Source organism: Brachybacterium epidermidis (assembly GCF_015209585.1).
In the GTDB taxonomy this organism is placed as follows: Bacteria; Actinomycetota; Actinomycetes; order Actinomycetales; family Dermabacteraceae; genus Brachybacterium; species Brachybacterium epidermidis.
Map to the genome: position 1 here is coordinate 82,432 of NZ_JADEYR010000010.1, position 24,746 is coordinate 107,177.

The window sequence follows — 24,746 nt, forward strand, 5'->3', positions numbered from 1 at the left end:
TGTGAGCGTCGTGACCGATCCGTGATCCCGGCCGACGCGCCTGACCGCGACGGTGGGATGATCGGGCCATGAACCACGAGAGCACCCCGAGCTGGTCCCGTATCACCGCGCGCCTGGTGCGGGGCGAGGAGCTCACGCACGCCGAGGCGACCTGGGCGATGGACGAGGTCATGAGCGGTGACTCCTCGCCCGTGCAGCTGGCCGGCTTCCTGGTGGCGCTCCAGGCCAAGGGCGTGACCAGCACCGAGCTGGGGGCTCTGGCCGATGCGATGACATCCCATGCCCGCCCGGTCGATGCCCCTGAGCGTGCGATCGACATCGTCGGCACGGGCGGCGACCTCGCCCAGACCGTGAACATCTCGACGATGGCCTCGATGATCATCGCCTCGACGGGGCGCACCGTGGTCAAGCACGGCAACCGGGCATCGACCTCGCGCTCGGGCTCCGCCGACGTGCTCGAGGCGCTCGGCGTGCGCCTGGACCTGCCTGTGCCCGTGGTCGAGGAGCTGGTGCGCAGCATCGGGATGACCTTCCTGTTCGCCCAGGTGTTCCATCCGTCGATGCGCTTCGCCGCAGAGGCCCGCAAGGGTCTGGGCATCCCCACCGTGATGAACATCCTGGGCCCGATCACCAACCCCGCTCGGCCGCGCGCCAGCGCGGTGGGCGTGGCCGATGCCACGGTGGCACCCACGGTGGCCGGAGTGTTCGCCTCGCGCGGCACCAGCGCCCTGGTGTTCCGCGGTCATGACGGCCTGGACGAGCTCACCGTCACCGCGCCCTCGGACGTGTGGGAGGTGCGTGGTGGGCAGGTGCGCGAGCACGTGCTGGACCCGCAGGCCCTGCTGGGTGTGGAGCGCGCCGACCATGACTCCCTGCGCGGCGGCACCGCGGAGGAGAACGCTCAGGTGGCGCGGGACCTCTTCGCCGGCTCGCGGGCGGGCCGCATGGGACCGGTGCGCGACGCGGTGCTGCTGAACGCCGCCGCGGGCGTGCTGGCCTACGACGGGATCGACCAGCCGGCCGCGGATGGGTTCGAGGAGCGCTTCTGCGATTCCTTCGCGGAGGTGCAGGAGGCGCTGGACTCGGGCCGGCCGGCCGATCTGCTGGATCGCTGGGCCCGCGCCTCGCAGGCCGTGTCGCAGGGGAGCTGAGCCCCTCTCAGCCGTCCAGGCCCAGGTCGAAGGCCGCATCCAGGTCGCGCTTGGAGTAGGTCTTGAACGCGATGTTGGTGGTGGTGTCCAGCACGCCCTCCACCTTGCTGAGGCGGTCGGCGATGACTTCGGCGAGGTCCTCGTGGCGGCGCACCCGCACCACCACGATCAGGTCCACGTCCCCGGTGACCGAGTAGACCTGCTCCACGCCTTCGATGTCGACGATGGCCTGGGCGCCCTCGGGGATGCGGTGGGACTCGACGATGATCGAGGCGATGGCGGTGATCATGGATCCTCCTGCGGACCTGGGCCGGTGGGTGTTCACCGGTGAGCCTATGCCCCCGAGGCGCCGGCGGTCCGGGCGAAGCGCTCGGTGAGATGCCCCGGGTCGAAGCGGGCGCGGGCCGGCACCCCCCAGGTGCCCTCCACCAGCACCGTTCGCACCGCCTCCTCCTCGAGCCAGGCCAGCAGGATCTCGGCCTCCTGGTGGTGCCCCTGGCACAGGGGAGCGGCCAGCTCCGCCTCCCCGAGACCCGTCAGTGCCAACGAGCGCGCCGCCGCCAGCGGATCGGCACGCAGCGGGACCAGGGTGGTGCCGGAGAACCGTCCATGCCTGACCGCGAGCAGCTCCCACCCCCTGCCCCCGATCACTCCCTCGGTGACGGGCCGGGCGGCGATCAGCAGCGGCACCGCGGCCAGCGCCCTCAGCCGGGAGGCCCGACGGGCGGCCCGGAGATAGGCGAGGGTGAGCTGGCGGATGCGCTCGGCGTCCTCGTAGCGCCCGGCGTTGACGTGGGTGCGCATGCGGACCGCCGCGTGGTCGAGCACCTCCCCGGGATCCTCCAGCATCGCGCGTCGGATCCGCGCCCTGTGCCCCTGGTCGCTGAGGCCGGCGTCCCGGGACGATCCCTCGAAGCTCGCGGCCCGTCCGAGCACCGCATCGGTGAGCAGGCCCTTGAGCGGCTCCAGGTCGTGACGGGAGGCCAGCGGGCCGATCTGCGCGGATCCGTCGGCCTCGTCCCGGGCCAGGCGTGCCGCGCGCAGGCCCTCCCTGCCGGAGCCGAGGCGCAACCACAGGGCCTTCTCGGGGGTGAGCCCGCGGCGGTTCGACGGAGGCTTGGTGGCGCCGATGATGCGCAGCTCCCGCACCGCCGCCTCCGTCGGGGTCGTGCACTCGATGGTGCGGATCGATTCCGCGCGGGGCAGCATGTCCAGCACCCGGCGGCGGGTCTCGGCGGCGGTGAAGTAGGTGCGCACCCGGCTTCGCAGGTTCCGGGAGGTGCCCACGTAGAGCACCTGGCCGTGCGCGTCCAGGAACTCGTACACCCCGGGCACCGGTGGCACCGCGGCCGCCAGGTGCTTCTTGCGCAGCTGGACCGGGGTGGCGCGCCTGTGGGCAGAGGCCAGATCCTCCAGCGTGGTGGCTCCCTGGGCGCCGAGGCGGGCGATGATCGCGTGCAGCACGTCCACCGTGGCGCGGGCATCGGACAGTGCCCGGTGATCGGGCTGGACGGCAGCGCCGACGTGGGCGGCCAGGGTGGACAGGCGGTGGTCGCGCACCTCGTCCCGTCGGTACACGGTGCGCGCCAGCGCCAGTGTGTCCAGCACCGGCGGCCCCGGCCAGGGCACGTGGTGCCGGGAGGCGTGCGCTGCGAGGAAGCCGATGTCGAAGCGGGCGTTGTGCGCCACCAGCGCCGCGTCCCCCACGAAGTCCAGGAACATCGGCAGCACCGTACCGATGTGCGGGGCGCCGGCGACGGTGGCGTCCGAGATGCCGGTGAGCGAGGCGATGTAGGCAGGGATCGGTCGCTGCGGATCCACGAAGGTGCGGAACTCACCGAGCACCTCGCCGCCGCGCACCTTCACCGCGCCGATCTCCGTGATGGCGTCCTCGGTGGGGTTCGTCCCGGTGGTCTCCAGGTCCACCACCACCAAGGTGGCCTCCGCCAGCGGGGTGCCCAGATCGTCGAAGCTCAGCTGCTGGCGCGGCGGACGGCGGGTGGACATGTCCTGCAGACTACGACGAGGCCCCGACACCCGAAGACGGGTGGCGGGGCCTCGCGCGACAGCGGCGAAGCGACGCTGCTCAGTTCGAGGGCTTGGGCCCGGAGTAGATCTTCTCGATCACATCGGCGAAGTCCTTGACCACCACATTGCGCTTGAGCTTCATCGAGGGGGTGAGGTACCCGTTCTCCTCGGTGAAGTCCGTGTCGATGATCTCGAAGGTGCGGATCGACTCCGCTCGCGAGACCGACTGGTTGGCCTTGTCCACCACCTGCTGCAGCTCGGCGTGCACCTTCTCGTTGCGACCGGCCTCCTCGATGCTCATCTCCGGCAGGCCGTTGTTCTTCAGCCAGGTGGGCAGCATCTCCGGGTCCAGCGTGATGATCGCGGCGACGAAGGGCTTCTGGTCGCCGATCACCACGCACTGGCTGACCAGCGGGTGGGAGCGCAGCTGGTCCTCCAGCTGGGCGGGGGAGACGTTCTTGCCGCCCGCGGTGACGATGACCTCCTTGGAGCGGCCGGTGATGGTCAGTGAGCCGTCCTCGTCCAGGGAACCGATGTCACCGGTGCGGAACCAGCCGTCACGCATGGCCTCCGCGGTCCCCTCGGGGTTGTTGTGGTAGCCCTTGAAGACCATCACGCCCTTGACCAGGATCTCACCGTCGTCGTCGATCGCCACGGCGGAACCGGGCAGGGGCGGGCCCACGGTGCCGGGCTTGACCGACCACGGCAGGTTCACGCACACCGGAGCTGTGGTCTCGGTGAGCCCGTAGCCCTCCAGCACGGTCACCCCGATGCCGCGGAAGAAGTGCGCCAGACGCGCCCCGAGCGGGGCTCCTCCCGAGACGGACCAGGAGACGTCCCCGCCCATGGCGCCGCGCAGCTTGGCGTACAGCAGCTTGTCGAAAGCGGCATGCTTGAGCTTGAGGGTCAGCGGGACCTTCCCGGCGGAGAGGGCCTTGGAATAGGCGATCGCCGTATCGGCACCGGCGGAGAAGATCTTGCCCTTGCCGCCGGCGATGGCCTTGGCCTCGGCGCTGTTGTAGACCTTCTCGAACACGCGGGGGACCGCGAGCAGGAAGGTGGGCTTGAACTTCGCCAGGTCCTCCATCAGGTTCTTGGTGTCCGGGGTGAAGGCAGTGGTGACCGGCCAGGAGGCGGCCACCACCACGAGCAGGCGAGCGAACACGTGCGCGATCGGCAGGAACATCAACATTCGTGAACCGGGGGGCAGCACGTGCTCGCCCAGCAGGTTCAGCGCGCTGCGGGCGGTGTCCACGAAGTTCGCGTGGGTGAGCTCGGCGCCCTTGGGGCGACCGGTGGTGCCCGAGGTGTAGATGATGGTCGCGACGTCCTCCAGGCGCCGGGAGGTGCGGCGCGCCTCCAGCTCGTCGTCGCTGACGTCCTTCCCGCGCTGCTTGAGCTCCTCGATGATGCCGTCCTCGAGCACGCCGATGCGCTCCAGGGCGGGCAGCTCACCGCGCACGGACTCCATGTCCTCGCAGTGGCGCCTGGCCTCCACCACGGCGAAGCGGGCCCCTGCATCCGAGGCGATCCACTGGATCTGGCTGGGGGAGGAGGTCTCGTAGATGGGGACGCTGACGCCGCCGGCGAACCAGACCGCCCAGTCCACCAGCACCCACTCGTAGCGGGTGCGCGACATGATCGCGACCACGTCACCGGAGCCGACGCCGGAGGCGATCAGGCCCTTGGCCACCGCCTTGACCTCCGCCACGAAGTCACCGACGGACAGAGGGCGGTAGGTGCCGGAGCCGTCGGCGAGTTCGAAGATCGGGGTGCGTGGATCGGACTGCAGTCGACCGAGCAGGAGGTCGGTGGTGTTCTCGTCCTCACGGCTGGTGTGCTGGGCGGCGGTGCCGAACTGCTTCATCGAATCTCCTTCGATCCGGATCGGACGCGGCTCCTGGGCGCCGGGCACCCGCCCGGAAGCGCTGGTGGGGTCTGGGGAAGTCTACGTCAGTGCGTCCTACGATGGACCCCGACAACACGGATCGGACGTGCCGGGACGCGGCGCGTCGGGGAAGAGGATTCATGCTCTCCATCGGAGTGGACATCGGCGGCACCAAGATCGCGGCGGGCGTCGTGGACGAGGACGGCACCATCATCGCCGCGACCACTCGCAGCACCCCCGCCACCGACCCCGAGCTGATCGAGGCCGGAGTCGCTGATGCGGTGGCCGAGCTGCGCTCCGAGCACGATGTGGTGGGCATCGGCGTGGGGGCTGCCGGTTTCGTCGGGGCGGATCGTCGCACCGTCGTGTTCGCCGCCAACCTGGCGTGGAGGCACCGGAGCCTGGCCGAGGAGCTCGAGCGCCTGGTCTCGCTCCCGGTGGTGGTGGAGAACGATGCCAACGCCGCCGGCTGGGCGGAGTTCCGCTTCGGTGCGGCCACCGAGGCCGAGAACATGCTGATGGTCACCGTGGGGACCGGCCTGGGCGGGGCGATCGTCATGAACGGGCAGCTGGTGCGGGGCAGTGGGGGCTTCGCCGGGGAGATCGCGCACATGACGGCTGTGCCGCAGGGACAGTGGTGCGGCTGCGGTCGCCGCGGCTGCCTCGAGCAGTACACGGCCGGCACCGCCCTGGTGCGCACCGCGAAGCGGCGCGCCGCCACCGGTGACCCGCTCATGGGGCCGCTCGTGCAGGCGGCCGGCGGGGCGAAGAAGGAGATCGACGGCCCCCTGATCACCCGGCTGGCCCAGCAGGGGGACCCCGGTGCCCGGGAGCTGATCGCCGAGATCGGCGGCTGGCTGGGCGAGGGGCTGGCCTCGATCGCGGCGCTGCTGGATCCCGAGGTGATCGTCGTCGGAGGTGGTGTGAGCGCAGCCAGCGACCTGCTGCTGGACCCCGCCCGCGAGGCCTATGCGGCGAACCTGACCGCGCGGATGCACCGCACCGTCGCACCGTTCGAGCAGGCCCGGATGGGCAATCGAGCCGGGATCGTGGGGGCGGCCGACCTCGCTCGCTGAGCCGCCTGTGCCCTCCCGGGGTGCCTGGGGCGAGGCGGGCTCGGTCCGCAGCTGCTAGATCTGGATACCGTCGCCCTCGCGGTGCGTCGGCGCGCGCAGCAGCAGGGCGATCACCCCGCCGAGGGCCACCAGGCCACCGAGACCTCCGATCCATGGGGGCAGGGCCGGCACCACCGCCACCACCAGCAGGGCCACGAGCCCACCGATGAGGGCGGTCCAGGACCACAGGGCGCGTGGTGTCGGCTCCGGCAGGTCCGGGTCCGGAGGGACGAAGTCGCCCATCCACGCGTCCGGGGCGAGCGCGTCGATGTCCTCCTCGTCCTCCAGCTCGCGTGGCGGCCTCGGACCTCGACCGCGGGAGGGGTGCGCAGCCCTGGCCTTGGCGCGGTCATCCTCGGAGGGCGGCTCGGAGGGGGAGTCGGGGCTGTGGGGGTGGTGCCGGTCCTCACCGCGGGCCGCCGGCTCCCGCGGTGCCTGCCCGGGCGGCAGCAGCACGCCTTCGGCCTCGAGAAGGCGGGCGAACTCCAGATCGACGTCGCGCGGATCCTCGCTGCGGGAGTCCTGCGGGCCGCCGCTCATACCGGCCGTCCCTTCGGCTCGGGCACGTGCTGGTCCAGGAATCGTGCCGAGGTGTCGAACAGCAGAGGGGCGTCGTGGTCCAGAGTGGCCACGTGGTGGCTGCGCAGCAGGGGGAGCCGCTCCACCGGGCCTCGTACGCCCGCGGCGATCGCGCGGCTGTCCCGTGCGGGCACGGTGTGGTCCTCCCGCGAGGTGGCCAGGAGCACCGGGACGTCGACCGCGTCCAAGGAGCGCCGGACCTGGGAGAAAAGTCCCCGCAGCTCGCCCACGGCCCGCATCGGGAGCCTGTCGTACCCCTCCTCGCTCACCCCCGGGGCGGCGATGTCCGAGGCGATCCCCGGCAGCGTGGGCACGAACGGGGCGATCAGGCCGGACAGCGCTGCCACGGGCGGCAGGCTCAGTCCCGGATTCACCAGCACCAGCGCGGCTATGCGGCCGCGCAGACCGGGATCTGCGGCCAGCAGCAGTGAGAGGGCGCCGCCCATGCTCAGACCGCCCACGGCGATGGGGCCGTGCTCGGCGGAGAGCTCCTCGGCGACGCCACGGACATGTCCGTACCAGTCCTGCCACCGTGTCCGCGCCAGCTCCCGCCAGTCGGTGGCGTGACCGGGCAGCAGCGGCAGCTCCACCTCCCACCCGCGCCCGGCGTGATCCTCGCCCCAGGGCCGCATGGACTGCGGCGAGCCCGTGAAGCCGTGGCAGAGGAGCAGCGCGCCGCGCAGGTTAGAGTGACCTCGCGCGCGCCATGGACGAGACAGTTCGCTGAACTCCATGGCTCCATGGTCGCACTAGCGCCGCCCAGGCACATCACCGTCCAGCGCTGTCACAGCGCACCCCCAGGAGAGCTCGTGTTCTACGCCTTCGCCAAAGTGGTCGTCGGGATCCTGGTCAGGCTGATCTGGAATCCCACCATCACCGGCGAGGAGCGGATCCCGCGGAAGGGCCCGGTGATCCTCGCCTCGAACCATGTCTCCTACGCGGACACCGTGGTGATGCCGATGCAGGTCTCCCGCGCGGTGCACTTCCTGGGCAAGTCCGACATCTTCAAGGGCGGGTCACCGCTGAACCAGGTGTTCGCACTGGTGCTGCGGGGCCTGCACGTGATGCCGGTGGACCGTTCCGGCGGCGCGGCCTCGCGCTCCGCGATCGAGGCCGGGCTGACGGTGCTCGGCGAGGGCAAGGTGCTGGGCATCTATCCCGAGGGCAGCCGGAGCCCCGATGGACGCCTCCACAGGTTCAAGACCGGCACCGCGCGCTTCGCCCTTGCGACCGGGGCGCCGGTGGTGCCGGTGGCGATGGTGGACACCTTCGAGGCGCATCGCGGCAGGAAGATGTTCCCCCACCGCCGCCCGCAGATGAAGGTGGTGATGGGGGAGCCCATCGACGTGGCGGCACTCGCCGAGGCCTTCGATGGCCTTGAGGAGGGACGCCTGCTGCGCGCGGTCACCGAGGTGATCCGGGAGCGGGTCCAGGAGCTCTCGGGCCAGGAGTACGTCGATGAGTACGCCTCCGACGTGAAGCGCCGCCTGAGAGCGGAGGTCGACCGCCCCACCTGATCCGGTCGGCCCGTCGGGGGGTCCCGCACCCTGGACGCGTCCGGGAATCCCCCCGTCACCGCCTATCCTGGCCGGGTGAGACACTTCAGCCCCGACGCTCCTGCCCGCGCCCACTCCTTCTCGCTGTCCTCGGCCGACGCCGGTCTCGAGGCCCTCGGGGCGTGGCGCGAGTATCCGCGGGTGCAACAGCCGGTGTGGCCGGAGGAGTCCGAGCGCGCGCAGGTGTTCGACCCCCTGCGCTCCGCGCCCCCGCTGGTGTTCGCAGGTGAGGTGGACGTGCTGCGCGATCGGGTCGCCTCGGCCGCCCGAGGGGAGGCCTTCCTGCTGGCCGGCGGGGACTGTGCCGAGACCTTCGCCGACTCCACGGCCGACAGGATCCGCAACAAGATCCGCACCATCCTGCAGATGTCCGCTGTGCTCACCTACGGGGCCTCCGTGCCGGTGGTGAAGATGGGCCGGATGGCCGGGCAGTTCGCCAAGCCCCGCTCCTCCGACGTCGAGACGCGCGATGGTCTCACCCTGCCCACCTACCGCGGCGATGCCGTCAACGACTACGCCTTCACCCCGGAGGCGCGGCGCCCGGACCCCCACCGCCTGTGGAGGATGTACACCTCCAGCGCGACCACGCTGAACCTGCTGCGTGCCTTCACCGGCGGCGGCTTCGCGGACCTCCGCGAGGTGCACTCCTGGAACCAGGGGTTCACCTCGGGCCCCGGGTACGACCGCTACGAGCGCCTGGCCGCGCAGATCGACAAGGCGATCCGCTTCATGGCCGCGATCGGCGCGGACTTCGACGCGCTCAAGGTGGTCGAGTTCTACGCCTCCCACGAGGCGCTGCTGCTGGACTACGAGGAGGCGCTCTCGCGCATCGACTCGCGCACCGGCGAGATCTACGGCTGCTCCGGCCACTTCCTGTGGATCGGCGAGCGCACCCGAGACATCGACGGCGCCCATGTGGACTTCATGTCCCGCCTGCGCAACCCCATCGGCGTGAAGCTGGGCCCCACCGCGACGGTGGACGACGCCCTGCGGCTGATCGACAAGCTCGATCCCGAGCGGGAGCCCGGCCGCCTCACGTTCATCACCCGCATGGGGGCCGGGAAGATCCGGGACCGCCTGCCCGCCCTCGTGGAGGGAGTGCGGAATTCCGGTGCCCAGGTGGCCTGGGTCACCGATCCGATGCACGGCAACACCATCACCTCCTCCAACGGGTACAAGACCCGGCGCTTCGAGGACATCCTCGACGAGGTGGTCGGCTTCTTCGAGGTGCACGAGGCCGCCGGCACCGTCCCGGCCGGTCTCCACATGGAGCTGACGGGCGATGACGTCACAGAGGTCCTGGGCGGCACCGGTGAGATCGACGAGGCCGGCCTGGAGCGCCGCTACGAGACCCTCGTGGATCCGCGCCTGAACCACCAGCAGTCCCTCGAGCTGGCGTTCCTGGTCGCAGAGATGCTGGCTCGCCGCTGATGCCGTCTGCCCCCTGGGGGGCATCGCCCCGGCCCCGGACGGGCCGGGGCGTCAGAACACCGTGATGGTGACGGTGGAACCCTTGGCGAGTTCGCTGCCGGCGGCCGCGGACTGCTCATAGACCAGGCCGAACACGGGTTCGCCGCGGTCGTGCTGCACGGAGACCGTGAAGCCGGCTGCCTCCAGGGTGGCCTTGGCATCGGCCTCGCTCTGGCGAAAGACGTCCGGCACGGTCACCATCTCCGGCCCCAGCGAGGTGACGATCCGCACCGTGTCACCGCGGTGCAGGGTTCCCGAGGCCGGGTCCTGGGAGATCACGGCGCCCTTCGGCACCGACCCCGAGTGCGCCTGGGCGCTGGAGACCTCGACCCCGGCGGCCTCCAGGGCGGCGCGTGCATCGGACCCGCCGCGGCCCCTCTGGTCCGGTACCGTGATCGGCTCGCGCCCCTGCGAGAGGACCACATGGACCTCGCCACCGGCAGGCAGTGCCTCAGCCTCGGAGGACTGAGAGATCACGTGGCCCTGGGGGACGGTCTCCGAGTAGGACGGCTCGTCCTCCACCAGCGTGAGGCCCTGCTCCTCGACGGCCTGGCGTGCTTCCTCGACCCCCATGCCCTCCAGAGAAGGGACCGGGAAGGTCTGCTGCCCCTTGGAGACGATCACCTGCACATCGGTGCCGCGCTTGACGATGGTGCCGGTCGAGGGGGAGGAGCTGATCACGTGGCCGGCAGGCACGGTGTCGCTGAAGCGCTCCTCGGTGCGGGTGGAGAGATCCGCCGAGGCCAGCGCAGCCTCCGCGTCGGAGAGCTGGGTGCCGGCCAGCACCGGCACGGAGCGGTCCCCGCCCGGCCCGTCGGTGGCGTACCAGTCCACGCCTGCCCAGCCGCCCAATCCCAGGACCCCCGCCAGCAGCAGCGAGGCCAGTGCGGTCACCGGGCGGGAGCGTCGGCGGGTGCTGTGGGGAAGGTGCCGTCCGCGGCGGGTCCGCGGCAGTGGAAGGGCGACGACGCGCGGAGGGAGATCCTCCGGGCCCGTGCCTTCGCCCGGGCCGGGTGGCTCAGCAGGGACTGCCCCATCGGTGCCCTCCGGATCAGCGGGATGCCCTGCTGTGCCGTGCTCGCTCGTCGGCTGCGTGCGCATCTCGCTGGGGAAGCTGCGCGCCTCGGAGCTGATCTGGGAGACGACGTCCGTGAGCGGGACCGTCAGCCGGGGAACCTCCCCGGTGGAGTCGAGCTCCCGCGGCTCCGGGCGGGCGTCGAGGACCCCGGGGGGCAGCGTGCGCTGCAGCTCGCGCACCGCTCGCAGGAGGTCCCCGGCCGCGGCCGGGCGCTGCTGCACGTTGCGGGCGGCAGCCCAGGTGACGAGGGAGTCGAGTGCGGAGGGGATCGCGGTAGCCAGCGATGAGGGAGCCGGGATGTCCTCGTGGACGTGCTGGAAGGCGATGTGCACGGGCTGCTCACCGCGGAAGGGCTGCAGCCCCGTCAGCATCTCGAACACCATCACCCCGAGGGAGTACAGATCGCTGCGCTCATCGCAGTGGCCGCGGGTGACCACCTCAGGACTGATGTAGGCGACGGTGCCCAGCAGGGTGGCGCTGGCGGAGGACTGAGCGGTGCCCACCGCGCGGGCCAGGCCGAAGTCGGCCACCTTCACCACGCCCTCGGGGTCGATCAGCACGTTCTCGGGCTTGATGTCGCGGTGAACGATCCCTGCTTCGTGAGCGGCGGCCAGGGCCTCCAGCACCTGCGCGGTCACATCGAGGGTCTCGCGCACGCTCATCCCCTCCGGCCGCCCCAGACGGGCGCGCGGAGTCTGTCCCTCCACCAGCTCCATCGCCAGGTAGATGCGGTCTCCGTCCTCGCCCTGGTCGAAGACGCCGACCACGTTGCGATGCGCCAGGCGCGCGGCTGCACGGGCCTCGCGGGCGAACCGGCGGCGGAAGTCCTCGTCCATCGCGAGGTGGGGGTGCATGATCTTCAGCGCGACCACGCGGTCCAGTCGCTGATCGTGCCCGCGGTGCACGGTCGCCATGCCACCGCGCGCGATGAGGTCCTCGACCCGGTAGCGTCCGTCCAGGAGCAGGTCGAGGCCGGGGGAAGTCGGCGCACTCACGCTGTCACTGTAGGGCGCAGGTCTGTGGTAACGGAGCAGCGACACACGCGCGCGCGAGTCGACCCGGACACAGCGGCTCCCGCACGCGCGACGGCTCCCGCGCGCACGATGCGGCACGGGCATGGCACCCTGGGGGCGTGAACGAGCTCGATGACCTGATCCCTGAATGGCTCTCCCTGCCGGACGTCGCCCGCATCCTCGACATCGAGGTGTCCAAAGTGCGCCGCCTGATCGACGACGGCGAACTGGTGGCCGTGCGCCGCGGCGACCCCGTGGTCCGCTCGGTGCCGGCCGACATGCTGCTCGACGGCCAAGTGGCCCCGCACCTCGCCGGAACCATCACCGTTCTGCGCGACGGCGGATTCGAGGACGAGGAGCTGCTGCGGTGGCTCTTCACCGAGGACGACACCCTGCCGGGTCGACCCATCGACCATCTCCGGCGCGGCCAGCGCGGGGAAGTGCGCCGGCGAGCCCAGGCGATGGCCTTCTGACGCCGGTGGGCCGCGCCTCCTGATCGAGGCTCAGCGCGGCAGCGAGTCGGTGTCGGTGGCCTGCGCGGCCAGGGTGAGCAGGCCGGCCCGTCCCAGTTCCCCGAGGGCGTCGGTGCCCTCGAGCAGGGCCCTGGCGGCACCGGCCCGCTGCCGCACGTCCTGCGCAACCGAGGCGACCGCCCCGCTGTCCACCATCAGTGCGTGCACGGCCCGGACGTCTTCCGGGTGCGCGGCAGGGTTCCCGATGGTGCGCTCGAGCAGTGCGAGCTCGTCCTCGTCGGCATGCGCAACGGTGCGGGCCAGCAGCACGGTCCGCTTGCCCTCGACGATGTCCCCGCCGGTGGGCTTGCCGGTCTGATCCTCGTCCCCGACCACGCTCAGCAGGTCGTCCCGCAGCTGGAACGCGGTCCCCACCTCGATGGACCAGCGGGAGAGCAGGCCCAGCAGCTGATCATCGGCCCCCATCAGCGCAGCTCCCATCCGCACGGGGCGCAGCACCGTGTACGGGACCGTCTTCCACCGGATCACCTCCAGCGCCGCCGCCTCCGGGCCCGATTCCTCCCGGTCCGCCACGGCATCGACCCCGGCCTGCCCGGTGCCCGTCGTCCCCCTTCCGGTGCCCAGCCCCCCGGCCTGGTGCAGGATGTCCAGGTACTGGCCGCACATCACCTCGGTGCGCAGCGCGTCGAACTCCGCGCGGGCGCGCCCGGCGGCCTCGCTCGAGTCGAGGGCCTGCGAGAACAGCTGCTCGGCCCAGCTGAGGGTGAGATCGCCGAGCACGATCGCGACCGCCACCCCGAACTCGTCGGAGGAGCCGGCCAGGGACCGGTGCCGATGAGCTGCGGACTGCTCGACGTGCAGGGCCGGTCTGCCGCGACGGGTGGGGGAGTGGTCGATCACGTCGTCGTGCATGAGGGCGGCCGCCTGCACCAGTTCGATGGCGGCGCCGCTGAGGGCGAGGCCCGCGACCTGTTCGTCGGTGGGCGGCTCGGGCAGCGCCGCCAGCCCGCCGAAGAAGCAGAAGCGGGGCCGCAGCATCTTCCCGCCGGCCAGGTAGCGCTCCAGCGAGTCCACCAGCGTCAGCGCCTCCGGGGCGATCCTGCCGAGCTCCCCGCGCCGATCCCGGATCAGCGCGCGGTGCACCGCCTGCACCTCCTGGACCAGGCGTTGGTCGAGAGCGTGCAGGTCGGGGGTGGAGCCGGAACGGGCAGGAGCAGTCATGGGGGTCCTTCCTTCGCTGATCCCCGATCCTGTCACGAGCTGCCTGTGCCGCGGGTGCGAGGCTCCTACGGCGCTCCTACGGCGCCAGGTTCCTCCCCATCGTCCGGATGTCCCCAGGAACGCAAGGGCGGTGGCCGCGGTTCGTGGTCCTCGGGAGGCTTCAGGCATGACGACCGAGACCCCGTCCTGCCCCGAGTCACCACGGGTCATCCGCGCCGATGACCCCGCTGAGCTGCTGGCCGCCGCGCGGCTCAGCTTCGGCGCCGTTCCTCGTGACTGCCTGCTGATGGTGGGCCATGCCGGGCACGGCACCCGCCCCGTCCTGACCTGCTCACCCGTGCGCGAGATGAGCGAGCCGGCCGGCCGGGAGCACCTCGAGAACCACCTCACCCTGATGAGGGAGCGGGGATGCACCGGCGCGCTGGCCCTGCTGATCGCCGGTGACGGCACCGAACCGGTGGATGCCCACGAGATCGACGACTGGGCGGGGGTCCTGGCACCGATGGTCCTGGACGTCGCTGCGCGGATGCTGCCTGATCCGTTCCCCGTGCACCCGATGTGGGTGCTGGGTGACGGCAGCGTCCGCCAGGTACTGCTCGTTGCGGGTGAGGGTGATGCCCCCGGGGAGGTCTGGGTCTCGCCCGCCGAAGAGCTGCTGCCCTTCGATCGCACCCGAGCAGCGATGGAGGCCGTGCTGGAGGGTCGCAACCTCCGCCGAGGACGAGCCGAGCGTGAGGCCCTTCGCGCCCTGGGCGCGCAGCTGGCACTGCACCCGGCCAGCGGTGAGCCGGCCGAGGCCGCCGATCTGTTCGCCCGGGCCCGGGAGTCGGTGTCTCGGCTGGCGGCAGCCGGGCAGGCCGGTGGCACCGGGAGCGGCCGCTTCGTGACGGACTGTGAACAGCTCTGCGCGATGCTCTCGGCGCTCGCCGTTGACGCCGTCCATTGGGAGCTCCTCGCCGTGTGCGTGGATCGGGGCTCGCGCCGATCTGTCGATCGGGAGGAGCTGCTGCAGGAGCTCACCAGTGACCCGTCGCGTCGACCGCATGCAGACGTCTGCGCAGGTGGGGACTGGTATCACAGCCTCGAACTACTGCGTGATGCGGCCACGGGCGCGATGGACGGGGCCGATCCCGCCAGCGCCGCGGTGGCGCGGGACGCGTGGCGGGGCATCACGGCAGTGCTGACCCTACTGTCGTGGTGGAACCACCGCTTCGCCGCCGCCGGGGACCTGGTGGACGATCTGCTGCGGCGCGATCCGGCATCGACTCTGGCACCCTTGCTCGCAACGATGATCGACACCCCGATTCCCCCGGCGTGGTGGCCGGAGGAGTGAGCCCAGAGGGAGGAGCCCACGCCGATGACCGCACTCAGCGCCCTGTCCCCTCGCACTCGGCCCCAGCCCTCCCACGAGCAGGCGGACGCGGCCGCAGTCCTCCTCCCCGCCAGCGGGGCCTGGCGGCCCGAGCACGGGGCCGGGGATCGGCGGTTCGCCTCCGTCGGCCCGCTCCGCCTGGAGAGCGGCGCGCTGCTGGATGACGTGCAGATGGCGTACGAGACCTGGGGGCAGCTCGACGCCGACGGCAGCAATGCGGTGCTGGTCCTGCACGCCCTGACCGGTGACTCCCACGTCCGCGGCGCGGTCGGTCCAGGGCATCCCAGCGGGGGCTGGTGGGAACAGATGGTCGGGCCCGGCCGCCCGATCGACACCGATCGCTACTTCGTCATCGCCCCGAACGTGCTGGGCGGGTGCCAAGGGAGCACGGGACCCAGTTCAGATGCTGCCGATGGTCGCCCCTGGGGCTCGCGCTTCCCCCGGGTGACCGTGCGGGACCAGGTCTCGGCCGAGCGCGCCCTGCGCGACCAGCTCGGCATCGACCGCTGGGCGCTGGTCATCGGCGGTTCCATGGGCGGGATGCGTGCACTGGAATGGGCGGTCTGCCATCCGCAGGAGGTCCAGCGGCTCGCCGTGATCGCCAGCGCCGCCCGGGCCAGCGCCGACCAGATCGCCTGGAACAGCGCCCAGATCGCCGCCATCGAAGCGGACCCCGGCTTCCACGGCGGGGACTACTACCACCTGGGCCCGGGTGAAGGCCCCCATCGTGGCCTCGGGATCGCACGCCGCATCGCCCACACCATCTACCGCACCGCCGAGGAGCTGGAAGCACGCTTCGCGAACCGCGCCCAGGGGGAGGAGGACCCCCTGCACGGCGACGGCCGCCATCAGGTCACCAGCTACCTGGACCATCACGCGACCAAGCTGGCGCGACGCTTCGATGCGAACTCCTATCTGACCCTCGTGCGCTCCATGAACACCCACGACGTGGGCAGGGGCCGCGGGGGACTGGCGAAGGCGCTCGGCCGGGTGCGTGCCCGCACCCTGGTGGTCGCGATCACGACGGACCGGCTGTTCCCCCGACCACTCGTCGCCGAGACCGCCCAGCACATCGACGGGGCGGTCATGCACTGCGCCTCCTCACCGATCGGCCATGACGCGTTCCTTCTGGCACACCCGCACCTGGATCGGTGGATCGTCGAACTGCTGGCCCGTTAGTCTGACCCGATACGTCGCAGCCCGTGGCCGCCTGGCGCCACGGCGAGGAGGGGCACAATGACCATCGTCGTCGGGTACTCACCGTCCGGCCAGGGCAGAGCGGCGCTCCACGCCGCTCTCAGACATGCGGTGCGGGTCGGCGAGGACCTGGTGGTCGCCTCTCACCTGTACAACGATCCGGAGACGGGACCGGCAGTCGCCTCTGAGCAGACCGTGCTCGCGGACTGCCGCGCCACGGGCCTCGACCTGCCGGAGATCACCGTGCGCAGCTGTGACACGAGGGACGTCGGTGAGTTCCTGCTGGATCTCTCCGCAGAGATCGAGGCCACGCTGGTGGTGATCGGGCTGCACCGCAAGTCACCGATCGGCAAGCTCAACCTGGGAGCCTCCGCACGTCGCGTCGTCCTGGGGGCCTCCTGTCCGGTTCTCGCGGTCAAGGACGATCCGACAGCTGCCGCGGACATCCGGGAATAACGCCGCTCACGAGGCGTTATACTTCCATGGCTTGACGGCATCGCGCCTTTGCGCGCCGTGAAACCGGAAAAGGATCCGGGAACGCGGCACGGGCGCGGCATCCGCAGGCCGCGCTGAGACGACTGATCGCCCGAGCTGAACGGCGCACCACTGGGTGCGCCATCGGAAGAAGGAACTCTGTGACCTCCTCCAAGACCGCTGAGACCGCTGACGCCCCGATCGACGAGACCGAGAAGGCGGCCGCGGGCACCCGTGCCCGCACGTCGGCATCCAAGAAGTCCACCGGCGGCACCGCGAAGGCGGCCACCGCCAGCCGTCGGAGCTCCAGGGCCGCCAAGGGGAAGGCCGCCGAGGAGACCGCAGCCGACGTCGCCGAAGGCACCGAGGACGGCTCCGACGCCCCCGCAGAGACCGAGGCCCCGGCCAAGAAGGCCCCCGCCAAGTCCCGGACCGCCGCCAGGAAGAAGACGGCCGCGGCCAAGGAGGACAAGGACGAGGAGAAAATCGAGGGCGAGGACCCGGCCACCGAGGGTGAGGACGCCGAGGCCGAGAAGGACGCCGCCTCCGGTGACGAGTCGGTCGAGGAGTCCGGCGGTTTCGTGTTCTCCGCTGCGGAGGACGACTCCCCGGCCCAGCAGGTCGTCACCGCCGGCGCCACGGCCGATCCGGTCAAGGACTACCTCAAGCAGATCGGCAAGGTCGCACTGTTGAACGCCGCGCAGGAGGTGGAGCTGGCCGAGCGCATCGAGGCGGGCCTCTACGCGGAGCAGAAGCTGAAGAACGACGAGTCCCTCACGGGCAGGGACGGCCGCCTCACGAAGGCTGGCCGTGAGATGACGATCATCGCCGAGGACGGCCGCGCCGCCAAGGACCACCTGCTGGAGGCGAACCTGCGCCTGGTGGTGTCCCTGGCCAAGCGCTACACCGGCCGCGGCATGCTGTTCCTGGACCTGATCCAGGAGGGCAACCTGGGTCTGATCCGCGCTGTCGAGAAGTTCGACTACACCAAGGGCTACAAGTTCTCCACCTACGCCACGTGGTGGATCCGCCAGGCCATCACCCGCGCCATGGCGGACCAGGCCCGCACCATCCGCATCCCCGTGCACATGGTCGAGGTCATCAACAAGCTGGCCCGTGTGCAGCGGCAAATGCTGCAGGACCTGGGCCGGGAACCCACCCCGGAGGAGCTCGCCAAGGAGCTCGACATGACCCCCGAGAAGGTCGTCGAGGTCCAGAAGTACGGCCGCGAGCCGATCTCCCTGCACACCCCGCTGGGTGAGGACGGCGACAGCGAGTTCGGCGACCTCATCGAGGACTCCGAGGCCGTCGTCCCGGCTGACGCGGTGAGCTTCACCCTGCTGCAGGAGCAGCTGCACTCCGTGCTGGACACCCTGTCCGAGCGGGAGGCAGGCGTGGTCTCCATGCGCTTCGGCCTCGAGGACGGCCAGCCCAAGACCCTGGACGAGATCGGCAAGGTCTACGGCGTGACCCGGGAGCGGATCCGCCAGATCGAGTCCAAGACCATGTCCAAGCTGCGCCACCCCTCGCGCTCGCAGGTGCTGCGCGACTACCTCGACTGAGGTTTCGGAGCGGGTCTAGCGTTTGAGCAGGTCAGGCACTGTATTTGGTGCCTGGCCCGCTCAGTATCGCACAGCACAGCGCTCCTAGTCCAGATATCAATGTCGGTGTGTCGGGGTAGGATCAGGGCATGACGACGCCCGACCCGTACGAGACCATGAGCCTCATCGACTCGTGGATCGTCGCGCTGCGCGCCGCTCGGAAGTCTCCGGCGACGATCAAGCAGTACACCGATGGGCTGCGACAGTTCGCCGACTGGGCCGAAGACACCGGCGTCCCCCCGCACCTGGACCGCGCCACCGTCAACGCGTTCTCCGCCCACCTGCTCGACCTCGGCCGCGAACCCGCCACCGTCCGTGCCCGGCAGCTGTCCCTGAAGCGGTACTCCGCATGGCTGGCCGACGAGGGCGAGATACCCGAGGACCGCTTGATCGGGCTCAAGTCCGCCAAGCTCGACTCCAAGGTGGTCGAACCGCTCACCGAGGACGAGATACGGGCACTACTGAAGTCCTGCGCGACCGGTGACCAGTTCCGCGCCCGCCGCGATACCGCCATCGTCCGGTTCATGCTCGAGACCGGCGCCAGGGCGGGGGAGACCGCCGCCCTGACCGTCTCCGGCGTGGACCTGATCGAAGGCCGCGCCGTCATCGTCCGCGGCAAGGGCGGCAAGGGCCGCACCGTCCCGTTCGGCCCGAACACCGGCCAGGCCATCGACAGGTACGTCCGCACCCGCCGCACCCATCGCCTCGCAGACACCGACGCGCTATGGCTCGGAGACCGCGGCAAGCCGTTCTCCTACGACGGACTCCACAAGGCCCTGCGCGAGCGCGCCGTCGCCGCCGGGATCGACCGGTTCCACCCGCACCTGTTGCGCCACACCGCCGCTCATCGCTGGCTCGCCGCCGGCGGTTCCGAGAACGGACTCATGGCTGGGGCCGGCTGGACCCGCCCCGACATGCTGGTGCGCTATACGAAGGCCCAATCCGAAGCGCGAGCAGCCGACGAAGCCCGCCGCCTCAACCTGGGCGAGTTCTGACCACACACCACGATTCAGGGCTACGCAATGCAACAGCACCCGTGTAGTCTGGAACCGAAGGTAGCCCCGTAGCCGAGTCCGGCCGCTAAGCGGGGGAAACGAAAGCCCAGCGAATCTGAAGGCATCCAACCGCATCACGTGGGAAGGCCGGGACCGGACCAGTCCTCGACCCACGGAGCCGCGGCAGAGCAAGTATCTGCCAGGAGCTCCCCGTGCGCACCGATGCACCACAAACCCTGCTGACCCCAGCCGAGGCCGCTGACTACCTCCACGTTCACCCCGAGACCATCCGCCGGCGAATCCGCCGCGGCGAACTGCGCGCCTACCGAATCGGTCCCCGCGCCGTCCGCATTGACGTGCGAGACCTCCAAGCGTCTGCACGGCCCATCAGCGCCACCACCGGTGGTGAGCGCCGATGACCGCCACCCCTGCAGAGCGCAAGCTCATCGGCTCCATCGCCGCCCACCAGTCCTGGGCGAACACCCCCGACCGTGCCAAGCGAACCGCGCCCGCACGGGCAGCACTCGACGCGAAGTTCCTCGCCGAAGCCGACGGCGACCCCGCCCGCGCCGAGAACCTGCGCCGCGCCCACTACAAGCGCCTCGCCCTGAAGTCCGCACAGGCCCGCCGCCGAGGCGGTGACGCCGCGTGACCCAGGCACGAGAAAACCGCCCCAGCCCGGCGGCTGAGACGGCTCCCGAAAGCGTTGTGGCGACGCACCCCCAGGATACCGGGCACCTCCGGACACCGCATCTCACCCGCACCGAGGTGCTCGACGCGCTCCCCGCCTACGTCCTCATCCTCAAGACCGGGCACGGCCGCATCAGCCGCCGTGTCTACCTCACCCTCGACGCGGCCGCGAAAGCCGCCCAGCGCGCCGAAGCGCGCGGCCACGCCGCCAGCCTCGAGTTCGTCCGCCTCATCCCCACCAGCACCCTCGAGAACGGGGGTGCGCGATGACGATTACGCCGACGCTTACACCCCTTGCGGGAGCACTCGAAGCCGCCCGCCGAGGATGGCGCCTCATCCGCCTCGAGCCCGCCGGGAAGACCCCCGCAGGCCCCTGGCGCGGCCGCGACACCCACGACACCGCCACGATCACGCAATGGTGGACCGGCGACGCCTCACCGAACTACGGCATCGTCGCAGACGCATCCGGGCTGCTCATCCTCGACGAGGACACCCCCGGCACGCTCGACCGGTGGGAAGCACAGCACGGGCCGCTCCCGCCGACGTTCACCGTCACCACCGGGAAGGGTCGCCACCTCTACTACGACGCCGGCGACCACCGCTACGGCAACGCCTCCCCGTTCCGAGCCGACGGCCTCGACGTCGACGTGCGCGGCGCCGGCTACGTCGTCGGCCCCGGCAGCATCCACGCCGCCACCGGGACGGTCTACACGGTCGTCGACGACCGGGCGCCCGCCCCCGTCCCGCCGGCACTCCACGCCTACCTCACCGCCCCGCGGGCACAGCAAGCCGAGCCCACAGCCGTAACTCCCCCCGCGCCGCCGACAGGCGATGACCCGTGGCTCACCGCCGCGATCACCGGGGCCCTGCAGGACCTCACCGACACCGCGACCATGCCTGAAGGTGCCGTCGACCGGCACGGCAACACGTGGGAAACCGGCGCGCTGCACGCACGCGCCTGCAGGCTGCTCGAGCTGTCCAACACAGACCCCGGCATCTACCCGCGTGCGCAGGCCCGAGCCGACTACCTCGCCGCCGCCCCCGCCGGCCACGAAACCCGGTTCGCTCACCACTGGGACAGCGCGGTGCAACAGGTCGGGGACCGGCCCGCCACGCGCCCCGAACCTCGCCCCCAATCCCTCGCAGCAGAGTTCGGCATCACCCCCGAAACGATCCCGACCAGGCTCCTACTCACCGGGGACCCCCGGTGACTCGGACCAGCGCCCAACGCCGACCCTCGACCGGTTCGCACCCCTCGACTGGACAGACGTACTCGACGGGCCCCCACCAGCCGAGGAATGGGTGCTGTGGCCCCTCGCCGAACGCGGCCAATCCGTGTCCCTCTACTCAGCCCCCAAGGCCGGGAAATCCCTGCTGATCCTCGACCTGCTCACCCGCGCCACCACCGGCCACCGCACCCTCGGAGGACCCCCGGCACCACCGATCCGGGTGCTCTACCTCGACGCCGAGAACACCCGGAAGGACCTGCGGAAGCGACTGCACGACATGGACGCCGACCCCGACCAGCTCCACGACCTGATCTACCTGTCCTTCCCACCCCTCGCCCCCCTGGACACCACCCGCGGCGCCGCCGAACTGCTCGCACTCGTCGACCAGCACCACCCCGACCTCGTCATCATCGACACCGTCTCCCGGTACATCGACGGCCCCGAGAACGACGCCGACACCTGGCTGAACATCTACCGCCTCGCCCTGGCACCCCTCAAAGCCCGCGAAGTCGCCGTGATCCGACTCGACCACGCCGGTAAAGACGCCGACCGCGGCGAACGCGGCAGCAGCGCCAAGAACGGCGACGTGGACGCCTCATGGCAACTCACCTACGACGAACGCCGACAGACCCGCACCCTCGTGCGGAAACTGACCCGGACCGGCAACGGCCCCGACCGGCTCGTCCTGAACATCCTCACCGCCCCGCTGCGCCACGAACCCGCATCCCCCCTCGATCCTGCGGCCGATCCCGTCTCCCACATCATCCGGAAACTCGACGAGCTCGGAGCCGATCCCGGCATCGGATTCAAGCTCGCCGGCCCCCTGCTGCGCGACAACGGACACGGCGGTTTCAGGAACGATCTGCTGCGCGAAGCTCTCCGCCGACGCAAGGCCCGGCAGGGTGACCCCGAAGGTGACCCCGGCACCCCTGAAACCACCCCCTCGGGGTCACCTCCACAGGGTGACCCCGCACCCCGGGTCACCTCCACCGAAATACCAGGCCACACGGTGACCCCACCCTCGGGGTCACCCCGGGTCACCCAAGTATCGGCCCCACGTGACCCCGGCTCCCCCCTCCCTATAGGGGAGCCGGTCGGGTCACCCTCGCAGGGAAGAGGGTCACCCACCCTCTGCGAGAGCTGTGGAGACCCCCTCACCGACACCACCGCCACGGTCCACACCAGCTGCGAAGGCGGTGTCGCATGACCACCCCTTTGAACCCGACCGTGTACATCCTCGAGCAGCTCGCCTCCGCTGGCCGCGCCTGCCCGTCCTGCAACGCCGACTACACGATCCACCCCGACCCCGACCACAAGGCCGTGACCACGCTCCGCATCGCCCACGACCGCGGCTGCCCCGTCCTCGCCAGGCGGGCCCGGAACCGTGCCGAGCGTCGCGCTGCAGCCCGCCGCACCCGACGGGGGAACCGATGACCCTCACCATCGGCGTTCCCGACCATGCCCGCGACGAGTGGGAGCAGCTGCACGACACCCTCGCCGCCCACCAGGAACCACCCCCCTGCGCCGGCCCCGACCGCGACCACTGGACCGGCACCGCAACCCAGCAGCAGCAAGCCGCGGCCCGATGCCTCGACTGCCCCGCCATGGTCGCCTGCGCCGCCTACGCCCTCACCGCCGGCGAACGGACCGGCACATGGGGCGGACTCACCCCCTCAGACCGCACACCGAAACCCACCAGGAAGGCCACCACCAAGAAGAAGCACACCCGCAAGAAGCCCACCCCGAAGACCAGGAAGGCGGCGACCCGGTGAGGACACCCCGCTACCCCAGCACCGAGCTCGACACGTGGGGGCCCGGCCTCGCCCGAGGCGTCCGCCTCCGCGTCGGACCGCACTCCGTGTTCATCGCCGACAAGCACCTGCACCACGTCATCCGCGAGCTCCAAGACCACGCCGTGACGCTGCGGCGAGAGCGCGACCCCGACGGGAACCACCGCACCCTCGCCGAGTGGCGGAACCTCGCCCGCGTCCGCGGCGTCGTCATCACCGCGCTCGAGCACCAGCTCGAAGCGGCCAAGAACTCCCCGGCATCCGCCGAGGACCACCGAAAGGAAACAGCATGACCACCACTCACCGCCCCGTCTACATCGTCAAGCGCGAAGGCGTGCTACTGAAGGGCCCCGCCGTCGCAGACGGGAAGGGCAGCACCATCCGCGAGGAGAAGCTCGACGCCCCTGTCGGCCGGCCGATCCCCCACCCCGAGCGGTACGGAAACCTCGACCACCTCGTCGCCGTCGGCCTGGTCGAGAAGATCATGGTGCCGATCGATGCCCCGGCCGCACCGGCCCGCACCTACGCCGAGCCCGACCAGCCCGTCCGCCTCGTGAAGCGTCACCTGCCGACCATTCACCACCACGACGTGCTCGGACTCGTCACCGCGCTCGAGGCGGAAGGCGTGACGGTCACCGGCGCCGCGCACTACCGAGAGCTCCACGCAGCCCGCGACCACGGCGTGCCCGCACCCGCATCGGTGCTCGACATGACCCCGACGGGAATCATCGAACACGCGCAGCTCGTCGCCACGCACCAGGCCGCCCGCAGCGGCACCGGCAACATCCTCGCCGAGCTGCGAAAGCGGGCCGACCAGGAGATGGCCGAGCGGATGGCAGCTGAGGCCGACGACTACCTCGACGCCCTCCGCCCCGTCTGGAACACGGCCGTGGCCGAGGCCCGCCGTGTGCGAGATGCGGGAGTCCCCGCGACCGTCAAGCCCGAGCAGCTCGTCGACATGGACCCCGACAAGATCCGACTGTGGTCCGACTTCCGGGCCAGCAACGCGATCCACACCCTCGAACGGATCACCCGACTGCGAATCGCGATGGCCGAAGTGCTCGAAGTCGCCGAAGGCCGCAACGCCCCGCACCACTCCTGGGGCATCAGCAACCCGGTACGGCCGTCTCTGACATCCGCCCCGACCCCGCCGCCCGCAGTCCCACCCATCGAGAAGTGGCTCGATGCCGCGTACGTGCTGGACCTGGTACCCATCCGGGACTTCACCGACGACGCGGCGATCACCGCCGCTGGATTCAGTCCCGCTGACCTCCGCAACCACCTCACCCGCCCCACCTCCAAGGAGAACTGACCATGACCGACACCACCAGCAGGGAGCACCGGAACATCCCCGACGGCGCCGAGCTCGTCGACTCCGATGTCCTCGCCCAGCTCCGCAAGGACTCCGCAGACCTGGCCGCCGCCCGCGGTGAAGCCGCCCAACTGAGGGCCGAGGCCGAAGCTGGCCGCAAAGCGCAGGCCGAACTGCGCAAGCAGAGGCACGAGGCTTTGGTCAACGACGCGATCAAGGCCGGCAAGTTCGGTCCCGCGCGCCGCGCAGGCTGGCTCAAGGCGCTGCAGATCGACGAGCCCGGCACCCTCGAAGACCTCGAGGCCCTGCCCTCCGGCCTGGTCCCCGTCGACCAGGTCGGTCACGCCGGAGACGTCGACGGTGAGGAGAACCTCTACGACCGCGCATTCAACTCGAAGGAGCACTGACCCATGACCAACCACATCGATCAGGTCCTCGCCGACCTCGGCTACGGCCCGAACCTCACCGCGACCCAGCAGCGCAACGCACGGCCCCGCCCGTACACGCCCAGCCC

26 protein-coding genes and 1 pseudogene are annotated in these 24,746 nt (G+C 71.0%); 20 read left to right on the forward strand and 7 right to left on the reverse strand.

What is annotated here, in order from left to right:
- The first annotated feature begins 68 nt into the window (after nt 1-68).
- Nucleotides 69-1,151, forward strand: coding sequence for an anthranilate phosphoribosyltransferase (gene trpD / locus IOE58_RS09910; protein ID WP_193866224.1), 1,083 nt, complete (start codon nt 69-71; stop codon nt 1,149-1,151).
- Nucleotides 1,152-1,158: 7 nt separating this feature from the next.
- Here the strand turns inward: trpD and IOE58_RS09915 are convergent, their stop codons facing one another.
- From IOE58_RS09915 to IOE58_RS09925, 3 genes are all read right to left on the reverse strand, one after another.
- Complete coding sequence (locus tag IOE58_RS09915; protein ID WP_193866225.1) at nt 1,159-1,440, reverse strand: Lrp/AsnC family transcriptional regulator; 282 nt, start codon at nt 1,438-1,440, stop codon at nt 1,159-1,161.
- Between the two features lie 44 nt (nt 1,441-1,484).
- Nucleotides 1,485-3,158 carry a DEDD exonuclease domain-containing protein gene (locus tag IOE58_RS09920; RefSeq protein ID WP_193866226.1) on the reverse strand — a complete coding sequence of 558 codons (1,674 nt, stop codon included), beginning with the start codon at nt 3,156-3,158 and terminating at the stop codon, nt 1,485-1,487.
- A 79-nt stretch (nt 3,159-3,237) separates the two neighbouring features.
- Complete coding sequence (locus IOE58_RS09925; protein WP_193866227.1) at nt 3,238-5,046, reverse strand: AMP-dependent synthetase/ligase; 1,809 nt, start codon at nt 5,044-5,046, stop codon at nt 3,238-3,240.
- A gap of 161 nt (nt 5,047-5,207) precedes the next feature.
- Between IOE58_RS09925 and IOE58_RS09930 the strand changes: the two genes are divergently transcribed.
- The gene (locus IOE58_RS09930) at nt 5,208-6,143 is read left to right on the forward strand and encodes an ROK family protein (protein ID WP_193866228.1); all 936 of its coding nucleotides are present in this window, start codon (nt 5,208-5,210) and stop codon (nt 6,141-6,143) included.
- 54 nt (nt 6,144-6,197) lie between these two features.
- On the opposite strand, the gene IOE58_RS09935 is transcribed toward IOE58_RS09930, so the two are convergent.
- Together IOE58_RS09935 and IOE58_RS09940 are read right to left on the reverse strand one after the other, a co-directional pair.
- Nucleotides 6,198-6,722, reverse strand: coding sequence for a hypothetical protein (locus IOE58_RS09935; RefSeq protein WP_193866229.1), 525 nt, complete (start codon nt 6,720-6,722; stop codon nt 6,198-6,200).
- Nucleotides 6,719-7,495 carry an alpha/beta hydrolase gene (locus IOE58_RS09940; protein WP_193866230.1) on the reverse strand — a complete coding sequence of 259 codons (777 nt, stop codon included), beginning with the start codon at nt 7,493-7,495 and terminating at the stop codon, nt 6,719-6,721. Before IOE58_RS09940 ends, IOE58_RS09935 begins: the two co-directional genes overlap by 4 nt.
- Nucleotides 7,496-7,570: 75 nt before the next feature.
- Between IOE58_RS09940 and IOE58_RS09945 the strand changes: the two genes are divergently transcribed.
- On the forward strand, nt 7,571-8,278 hold the full coding sequence (locus IOE58_RS09945) for a lysophospholipid acyltransferase family protein (protein WP_259891039.1): 708 nt from the start codon (nt 7,571-7,573) through the stop codon (nt 8,276-8,278).
- 75 nt (nt 8,279-8,353) lie between these two features.
- Entirely contained in the window at nt 8,354-9,748 is a 1,395-nt protein-coding gene (locus tag IOE58_RS09950) for a class II 3-deoxy-7-phosphoheptulonate synthase (RefSeq protein ID WP_193866232.1), read from the forward strand.
- A 51-nt stretch (nt 9,749-9,799) separates the two neighbouring features.
- Here the strand turns inward: IOE58_RS09950 and pknB are convergent, their stop codons facing one another.
- Nucleotides 9,800-11,860, reverse strand: a complete 2,061-nt coding sequence (gene pknB / locus IOE58_RS09955) for a Stk1 family PASTA domain-containing Ser/Thr kinase (protein WP_348981942.1) — start codon at nt 11,858-11,860, stop codon at nt 9,800-9,802.
- Between the two features lie 137 nt (nt 11,861-11,997).
- Here pknB and IOE58_RS09960 point away from each other — a divergent pair, with 137 nt between their 5' ends.
- The gene (locus IOE58_RS09960; RefSeq protein WP_193866234.1) at nt 11,998-12,351 is read left to right on the forward strand and encodes an Rv2175c family DNA-binding protein; all 354 of its coding nucleotides are present in this window, start codon (nt 11,998-12,000) and stop codon (nt 12,349-12,351) included.
- A 30-nt stretch (nt 12,352-12,381) separates the two neighbouring features.
- Here the strand turns inward: IOE58_RS09960 and IOE58_RS09965 are convergent, their stop codons facing one another.
- A complete protein-coding gene (locus IOE58_RS09965; protein WP_193866235.1) occupies nt 12,382-13,572 on the reverse strand; it encodes a polyprenyl synthetase family protein in 1,191 nt (396 codons plus the stop codon).
- Nucleotides 13,573-13,738: 166 nt separating this feature from the next.
- Between IOE58_RS09965 and IOE58_RS09970 the strand changes: the two genes are divergently transcribed.
- The 15 genes and pseudogenes from IOE58_RS09970 (at nt 13,739) to IOE58_RS10040 (ending at nt 24,639) form a co-directional block, all read left to right on the forward strand.
- Nucleotides 13,739-14,905, forward strand: coding sequence for a hypothetical protein (locus tag IOE58_RS09970; protein WP_193866236.1), 1,167 nt, complete (start codon nt 13,739-13,741; stop codon nt 14,903-14,905).
- 24 nt (nt 14,906-14,929) lie between these two features.
- Nucleotides 14,930-16,123 (forward strand): homoserine O-acetyltransferase MetX, encoded by a 1,194-nt coding sequence (gene metX / locus IOE58_RS09975; RefSeq protein ID WP_193866237.1) that lies wholly within the window; start codon nt 14,930-14,932, stop codon nt 16,121-16,123.
- Between the two features lie 57 nt (nt 16,124-16,180).
- Nucleotides 16,181-16,597 (forward strand): universal stress protein, encoded by a 417-nt coding sequence (locus tag IOE58_RS09980; RefSeq protein WP_193866238.1) that lies wholly within the window; start codon nt 16,181-16,183, stop codon nt 16,595-16,597.
- Nucleotides 16,598-16,710: 113 nt separating this feature from the next.
- A complete protein-coding gene (locus IOE58_RS09985; protein ID WP_250647038.1) occupies nt 16,711-18,177 on the forward strand; it encodes an RNA polymerase sigma factor in 1,467 nt (488 codons plus the stop codon).
- A gap of 128 nt (nt 18,178-18,305) precedes the next feature.
- Nucleotides 18,306-19,211 carry a tyrosine-type recombinase/integrase gene (locus tag IOE58_RS09990; protein ID WP_228019577.1) on the forward strand — a complete coding sequence of 302 codons (906 nt, stop codon included), beginning with the start codon at nt 18,306-18,308 and terminating at the stop codon, nt 19,209-19,211.
- A 212-nt stretch (nt 19,212-19,423) separates the two neighbouring features.
- Nucleotides 19,424-19,630 carry a helix-turn-helix domain-containing protein gene (locus tag IOE58_RS09995; protein WP_259891049.1) on the forward strand — a complete coding sequence of 69 codons (207 nt, stop codon included), beginning with the start codon at nt 19,424-19,426 and terminating at the stop codon, nt 19,628-19,630.
- A complete protein-coding gene (locus IOE58_RS10000; RefSeq protein WP_193866240.1) occupies nt 19,627-19,863 on the forward strand; it encodes a hypothetical protein in 237 nt (78 codons plus the stop codon). Before IOE58_RS09995 ends, IOE58_RS10000 begins: the two co-directional genes overlap by 4 nt.
- 116 nt (nt 19,864-19,979) lie before the next feature.
- Nucleotides 19,980-20,171 (forward strand): hypothetical protein, encoded by a 192-nt coding sequence (locus IOE58_RS10005; protein ID WP_193866241.1) that lies wholly within the window; start codon nt 19,980-19,982, stop codon nt 20,169-20,171.
- Complete coding sequence (locus IOE58_RS10010) at nt 20,168-21,112, forward strand: bifunctional DNA primase/polymerase (RefSeq protein WP_193866242.1); 945 nt, start codon at nt 20,168-20,170, stop codon at nt 21,110-21,112. The genes IOE58_RS10005 and IOE58_RS10010 overlap by 4 nt, the downstream gene beginning before the upstream one ends.
- A 43-nt stretch (nt 21,113-21,155) precedes the next feature.
- Nucleotides 21,156-22,337: pseudogene (locus IOE58_RS10015) on the forward strand (AAA family ATPase); the annotation flags it as partial.
- The gene (locus tag IOE58_RS10020) at nt 22,334-22,564 is read left to right on the forward strand and encodes a hypothetical protein (RefSeq protein WP_193866243.1); all 231 of its coding nucleotides are present in this window, start codon (nt 22,334-22,336) and stop codon (nt 22,562-22,564) included. The pseudogene IOE58_RS10015 and the gene IOE58_RS10020, both read left to right, overlap by 4 nt.
- Nucleotides 22,561-22,902 carry a WhiB family transcriptional regulator gene (locus IOE58_RS10025; protein ID WP_193866244.1) on the forward strand — a complete coding sequence of 114 codons (342 nt, stop codon included), beginning with the start codon at nt 22,561-22,563 and terminating at the stop codon, nt 22,900-22,902. Before IOE58_RS10020 ends, IOE58_RS10025 begins: the two co-directional genes overlap by 4 nt.
- Complete coding sequence (locus tag IOE58_RS10030) at nt 22,899-23,213, forward strand: hypothetical protein (RefSeq protein WP_193866245.1); 315 nt, start codon at nt 22,899-22,901, stop codon at nt 23,211-23,213. Before IOE58_RS10025 ends, IOE58_RS10030 begins: the two co-directional genes overlap by 4 nt.
- Entirely contained in the window at nt 23,210-24,232 is a 1,023-nt protein-coding gene (locus IOE58_RS10035; RefSeq protein WP_193866246.1) for a hypothetical protein, read from the forward strand. Before IOE58_RS10030 ends, IOE58_RS10035 begins: the two co-directional genes overlap by 4 nt.
- 2 nt (nt 24,233-24,234) lie before the next feature.
- A complete protein-coding gene (locus IOE58_RS10040) occupies nt 24,235-24,639 on the forward strand; it encodes a hypothetical protein (RefSeq protein ID WP_193866247.1) in 405 nt (134 codons plus the stop codon).
- The last annotated feature ends 107 nt before the right edge of the window (nt 24,640-24,746 follow it).